General features: G+C 61.7%; 6 protein-coding genes. 1 reads left to right on the plus strand and 5 read right to left on the minus strand.

Translation table 11 applies throughout. The features are described from left to right. The 5 genes from ENZ75_RS19030 to rpoZ all read right to left on the minus strand — a co-directional run. On the minus strand, nucleotides 1-598 hold a 598-nt coding region (locus tag ENZ75_RS19030), incomplete at its 3' end, for a DUF2062 domain-containing protein (RefSeq protein WP_013532587.1). A 254-nt stretch (nucleotides 599-852) separates the two neighbouring features. After that, entirely contained in the window at nucleotides 853-1233 is a 381-nt protein-coding gene (locus ENZ75_RS19035; protein WP_024503070.1) for a VOC family protein, read from the minus strand. 35 nt (nucleotides 1234-1268) lie between these two features. Beyond that, nucleotides 1269-1847, minus strand: a complete 579-nt coding sequence (pyrE, locus tag ENZ75_RS19040) for an orotate phosphoribosyltransferase (protein ID WP_013532589.1) — start codon at nucleotides 1845-1847, stop codon at nucleotides 1269-1271. A gap of 50 nt (nucleotides 1848-1897) precedes the next feature. Further along, on the minus strand, nucleotides 1898-4126 hold the full coding sequence (locus ENZ75_RS19045; RefSeq protein WP_128278244.1) for a bifunctional (p)ppGpp synthetase/guanosine-3',5'-bis(diphosphate) 3'-pyrophosphohydrolase: 2229 nt from the start codon (nucleotides 4124-4126) through the stop codon (nucleotides 1898-1900). Nucleotides 4127-4254: 128 nt separating this feature from the next. Beyond that, the gene (rpoZ, locus tag ENZ75_RS19050) at nucleotides 4255-4656 is read right to left on the minus strand and encodes a DNA-directed RNA polymerase subunit omega (protein ID WP_013532591.1); all 402 of its coding nucleotides are present in this window, start codon (nucleotides 4654-4656) and stop codon (nucleotides 4255-4257) included. Between the two features lie 323 nt (nucleotides 4657-4979). Here rpoZ and ENZ75_RS19055 point away from each other — a divergent pair. Then, on the plus strand, nucleotides 4980-5537 hold a 558-nt coding region (locus ENZ75_RS19055), incomplete at its 3' end, for an NYN domain-containing protein (protein ID WP_164887865.1).

Raw genomic sequence — 5537 nt, forward strand, 5'->3', positions numbered from 1 at the left:
ATCGCGCAGTGGAACCGATGCTTGCGCCGGGATGGGACGATTGCGCATGCCGGCTTGCGCGCTCGGCCAGGCGTTTGCGCCGCTGTTCGCGGAAAGCGTTCATGCCCCAGCGCGTGATGGCGTAGAACAGCAGCCCGAAGATCAAGCCGAGCGGAACCGCACCGATCAGCATCGGTTCAAGGACCGGTTTCCACAATTGCGCGAAGGAGAGGTTGTGCAACATCTCGCCCAGATGCGCCGGCGGCCCATGTGTCGGCAACCGGTCATGCAGGATGAGCTTGCCCGTTTCCCACGACGCGCCCCATAGCAACGGGAAGGTCAGCGGGTTGCCGAAAAAAACCGCGCCAAGCGCCGCCGCCACCAGATTGCCGGCTATCACCCAGCACAGGATGGCAGCGATGATGAAATGGAAACCGACGGGGAAGAATGAAGCGAAGACACCGGCCGCAACGCCGGCCGCCACCGCATGCGGTGTGGCCTTCAGCCGCAGGATGCGCTTGGAAAAATACTGAAGCGAGCGCGAAAACGAGCGGCGCGGCCAAAGATAGGTACGCACCCGCTCATAAAGGCCATCAGGCTTGCGGCGTCGAAATAGCACTCTGTTCCCGTTCCACAGCGCCCGCAACGGCACCTTCAGCCGGGCGTGGCAGCCACATCTTGCGCTTGACGATCACCCTATGGCAATCGCCAGCTTATATAACAACGCGCTGGCGCAAGAACAACCAAACACCTTTTGTGCGCCGCGCTTGTCGCCGCCCTTCGGGGCGGCAGGTCTTGCTTCGAACATTGGACAATCGCGGCAAATTTAAGGAACGGCAGTCGCATCGCCGAAAGGCACAGCGCCGCCAGCGGCTACGGCAGGTATTCGCTGACCTCGACCAGATTGCCGTCCGGGTCGCGGAAATAGACCGACATCATTGGACCTCGGGCCCCGACACGTTCAACCGGGCCGAGTTCCACCACCACACCATTGGCCGCGAGCCGCGCACGGACCTCATCCAGTGGCCGCTCGGTGATCAGGCAGAAATCACCTGATCCTGATGTCGGCGACTTCGCCTTTGGCTCGAAAGTCCGGCCGACCTCATGCACATTGATCTTATGGCTACCGAAAGCCAGCGCCGTCGGTCGATCCGCCGCGTCGATGCGCTCAAAACCCAGCACGCGCTGGTAAAACTCACAGGTCACTTCCAGCGAAGCGACCGTCAGCACGAAATGATCGATGCCGGCGATCATTTCCAATTCGTCTTCACGCATGTCGGCATGCCCCGTCAGATGTTGCGGCTGCCGGGCTTGATCGCCGGGATGGCGGCAAGCTCCGGCGGCAGCCGGTCGGCCGGATAGGCCGGGACCTCATACTCGGCAAGCGCGATGAGCGGCACGCCGACATCAGTCTTGCCGGCCGAACGGTCGATGATGCAGGCCGCGGCAACCACCTCGGCGCCAAGCTCGCGCAGGCACTCGATGGTCTCTCGGATCGACAGGCCGGTGGTGACGATGTCCTCGACGATGACGACACGCGACCCCCTGGCGATCTCGAAGCGGCGCAAGCGGAACTCGCCCCCCTCCCGCTCGACCCAGATCGCCGGCACGCCGAGATGACGTGAGGTCTCATAGGCCGGGATCAGCCCGCCGATCGCCGGGCCGACGACATAGTCGATCTTGCCGGGCACGCCTGCGCGGATCTTCTCCGCCAGCGCCTTGCACAGAAGCTCGGTCTTGTCGGCATGCATGAACACGCGCGCCTTCTGCAGGAAGACCGGACTGCGCAGGCCCGAGGTCAAAATGAAATGCCCTTCCAGAACAGCACCCGCCTCGCGGAAAATGCCCAGCACTTCATCGGTGTTCATGTCTGCCTCTTTTTGATTGACCATGATGTTGTCCGAAACCGGAGCATGGTCTAGCCATTGACGCGTCTTGCGTCGCTGACGCTCGAATTGTCCTTGAGCTGCGATAGCAGCCGGTTGAGGTGCTTGAGATCCCAGACTTCGAGATCGATCAGCAATTCGGTGAAGTCGGGCGCAGTGCGCACCATCGACAGCGTATGGATGTTGGCGTCGTTCGAGGCAACCACCTGCGCTATATCGGCGAGTGACCCCGGCGCGTTGATGGCGGTGACCGATACGCGCGCCGGAAAGCGTTCCTTGGTGCGCTCATCGATGTCCCAGCGCACGTCGATCCAGCGCTCGGGCTGGTCATCGAACGCCTGCAGCGCTGGCGACTGGATCGGATAGATAGTGATGCCGGTGCCCGGCTGGACGATGCCGACGATGCGATCGCCAGGGACTGCCCCTTCCGGCGCGAAGCGCACCGGCAGATCGCCGCGCACGCCGCGGATCGGCACGGCTCCATCGCGCGGCTGGTCCTTGTCCTTGCGCGCGGCACGACCCGGAATCTGGAACAGCATGCCGGCGGCATTGCGGATCTTCGACCAGCCCTCCTCTCGCGGCTTGGGGACGGCCGTGGTGACGCGCTCATCCTTGTAGTCGGGGAATACCGCCTTCATGACATCAGTGGAGGCGAGCTCGCCACGCCCGACAGAGGCCAGCACATCCTCGATGTCCTTGCGCGCCAACCTGTGCAGCACCTGCTTCAGGCTCTCCTTGGTGAAGGTCTTGCCGGCACGCTCGAAGGCGCGTTCCAGGATGCGGATGCCAAGACCCGAATATTGCTTGCGGATGGCGTTCTTGGTGGCACGGCGGATGGCCGAGCGCGCCTTGCCGGTGACGACGACCGATTCCCACGCCGCCGGCGGCACCTGCGCCTTGGAGCGGATGATCTCGACCTCGTCGCCGTTCTTCAGTTCCGTCATCAGCGGCATGATGCGGCCGTTGACCTTGGCACCGACGCAGGTGTCGCCGACATCGGTGTGCACCGCATAGGCGAAGTCGATCGGTGTCGCGCCGCGCGGCAGCGCAATCAACATGCCTTTCGGGGTGAAGCAGAACACCTGGTCCTGGAACAGTTCCAGCTTGGTATTTTCGAGGAAATCCTCAGGGTTGTCGCCTTCGGCAAGCTGCTCGATGGTGCGGCGCAGCCAGGCGTAGGCGTTGGTTTCCTTTGAAATCGCGTGGGCGGCGCCATTCGTCTTGCCGCCGGTATCCTTGTAGATCGAATGGGCGGCGACGCCGTATTCGGCGATCTTGTTCATCTCTCGGGTACGGATCTGCAGCTCGACACGCTGGCGCGACGGGCCGACAATGGTGGTGTGGATCGAGCGGTAGTCGTTCTGTTTCGGCGTCGAGATGTAGTCCTTGAAGCGACCCGGCACCATCGACCACGCGGTGTGGATGGCGCCAAGCGCCCGGTAGCAGTCCTCGACCGTGTCGACGACGACGCGAAAGCCGAAGATGTCAGAGAGCTGCTCGAAGGACAGCGCCTTGGCCTCCATCTTGCGGAACACCGACCACGGCTTCTTCTGCCGGCTCTTTACGCTGGCGTTGATCGCATGCTTCTCGAACAACGTGGACAGTGCCTTTTCGATGTCCGTCAGCACGCCCTTGTTGCGTTCGAAGATTTCGGCAAGCCGTGCGGTGACGGCGCGATAGGCTTCAGGATTAATGAAGCGGAAGGCGATCTCCTCCAGCTCTTCACGCATGCCTTGCATGCCCATGCGCCCGGCCAGCGGTGCGTAGATATCCATCGTCTCCTCGGCGATGCGCAGGCGCTTGGCCTCCGGCATGTGGTCGAGGGTGCGCATATTGTGCAAACGATCGGCGAGCTTGACCAGCAGCACGCGGACATCTTCCGAAATCGCCAGCAGAAGCTTTCTCAGGTTTTCCGCCTGCTCGGCCTTCTTCGAGACCAGATCGAGCTTCTTCAACTTGGTCAGGCCCTCGACCAGCTTGCCCATTTCGGGGCCGAACAGATCGTCGATCTCGGCCCGCGTGGCGGTCGTGTCCTCGATGGTGTCGTGCAGCAGGGCGACCGCGATCGTCGCCTCGTCCATATGCATTTCGGTGAGGATGGCGGCGACTTCGAGCGGATGCGAGAAATACGGATCGCCGGAAGCGCGCTTCTGGTGGCCATGCTTCTGCATGGCATAGACATAGGCCTTGTTGAGCAACGCCTCGTTGACGTCAGGCTTGTAGCGCTGGACGCGCTCGACAAGCTCATACTGACGCATCATGGGCGGAATCTCGCGGTGCTGAAATGATTGATGCGCCGCACTAGCGTACGGCGCATCCCATAGATAGCCACGAAACTGACTGGACGGAAGTGCCGGAAACGTATTCCAGGCAGGTCCAGAACGCTGGCTTAGTAGTCGTCGCTCTTTTCCGGCGGCACCAGGCCCTCGATGCCGGCCAGGAGGTCTTCCTCGGTCATCCGGTCGAAGGTGATGTTCTCCTCGGCGTCGTCGGCGTCGGTGGCGGCAACGGCGGTGCCGGTCTGATCGGCAATCGCCTCGCCATCGGCCTCGGGCTCGTCGACCTCGACATGCTTCTGCAGCGAATGGATCAGATCTTCCTTGAGGTCGTCGGGCGACAGCGTCTCATCGGCGATCTCGCGCAGCGCCACAACCGGATTCTTGTCGTTGTCACGCGGCACTGTGATCGGCGCGCCCTGGCTGATCTGCCGGGCACGATGGCCGGCAAGGAGCACCAGCTCGAAGCGGTTGTCGACCTTGTCGATGCAATCTTCAACGGTTACGCGGGCCATGGATTGCCCCTTTCATGCGATGGATTTGATGGAAAACAGGCTCGGTCCATAACCCGAACGCCGCCAAAATACAAGCATCATGGCAATGGCTGGGTTGCATGGCGCCCAAACCTTGGTTCAAACACCCGATTTGGCAAAACCAGTCTGTGCTATGTGTTCGGTGTCCCGATCACAATTGCTTGCAGTGCCGCACGCGCCCTTGGATTGCCGCGAAACTGGCGCTATCTCGGATGGCATAGAGGTCAGCCGGTTTATTATGAGCCTGACCGAACGCTATCGCATTTGGTTTAGACGGGTGTTTATTTCGAGAAGGAATATTTTCCATGTTCGACCCTCGTGAAAAAATCGCCCTATTCATCGACGGCGCCAATCTCTACGCGACGTCGCGCGCGCTCGGCTTCGACATCGACTACCGCAAGCTTCTGTCGAGCTTCCAGAAGCGCGGCTATCTGCTGCGCGCCTATTATTACACGGCGCTGGTCGAGGATCAGGAATACTCCTCGATCCGTCCGCTGATCGACTGGCTCGACTATAATGGCTTCAAGGTGGTCACCAAGCCGGCCAAGGAATTCACCGACTCGACCGGCCGCCGCAAGATCAAGGGCAATATGGACATCGAGCTCACCGTCGATGCGCTGGAACTCGCCGATGTCGTCGACCACTACGTCATCTTTTCCGGCGACGGCGATTTCCGCACATTGGTCGAGGCATTGCAGCGGCGTGGCCGCAAGGTATCGATCGTCTCGACCATGGCCTCGCAGCCGCCGATGATCTCCGACGATCTGCGCCGCCAGGCCGACCATTTCATCGACCTGACGACGCTGAAGAACGAGGTTGGCCGTGACCCGTCCGAGCGCCCGGTGCGCAGGCCCGAGCCGGCC

Source organism: Mesorhizobium sp. M7A.F.Ca.CA.002.04.1.1, from assembly GCF_004022805.1.
Classification (GTDB): Bacteria; Pseudomonadota; Alphaproteobacteria; order Rhizobiales; family Rhizobiaceae; genus Mesorhizobium; species Mesorhizobium ciceri.